At 60.5% G+C, this 332-nt stretch carries 1 protein-coding gene; it reads right to left on the reverse strand.

Annotation, left to right across the window (positions count from 1 at the left end; all coding sequences use genetic code 11):
* Window positions 1-332 (reverse strand): TonB-dependent receptor plug domain-containing protein (locus GYA94_RS27475; protein WP_161893530.1); only part of this gene is annotated, 332 nt, incomplete at both ends.

Raw genomic sequence — 332 nt, forward strand, 5'->3', positions numbered from 1 at the left:
GATGCGCTCCAGGAAATACGGGTCCACCTGCATGGTGCTGTAGGTGCCGTTGTCGCCCATGGATTTGAGCCCGTCGACGTAGATGTTGTCTACCGAGCCGTCATTGAAGCCGCGCATCGCCACATAGTCATAGCGGTGCGTGGCACCGTAGGGGTTGGTTAGCACCCCGGGTGTATAGCGCATGGCCTGGGCGACGGTCTGTGACCCTTGGTCGTCGATCTGCTGGCGGGTCACCACAGACACCGATTGCGATGTTTCCACAAGCGGCATGCTGGTCTTGGTCGCCACTTGGCTGTGGGTCGCGTTATAGCCCTCGGTGCTACCCAGCGCAT

This window comes from Pseudomonas juntendi (assembly GCF_009932375.1).
Taxonomy (GTDB): Bacteria; Pseudomonadota; Gammaproteobacteria; order Pseudomonadales; family Pseudomonadaceae; genus Aquipseudomonas; species Aquipseudomonas juntendi.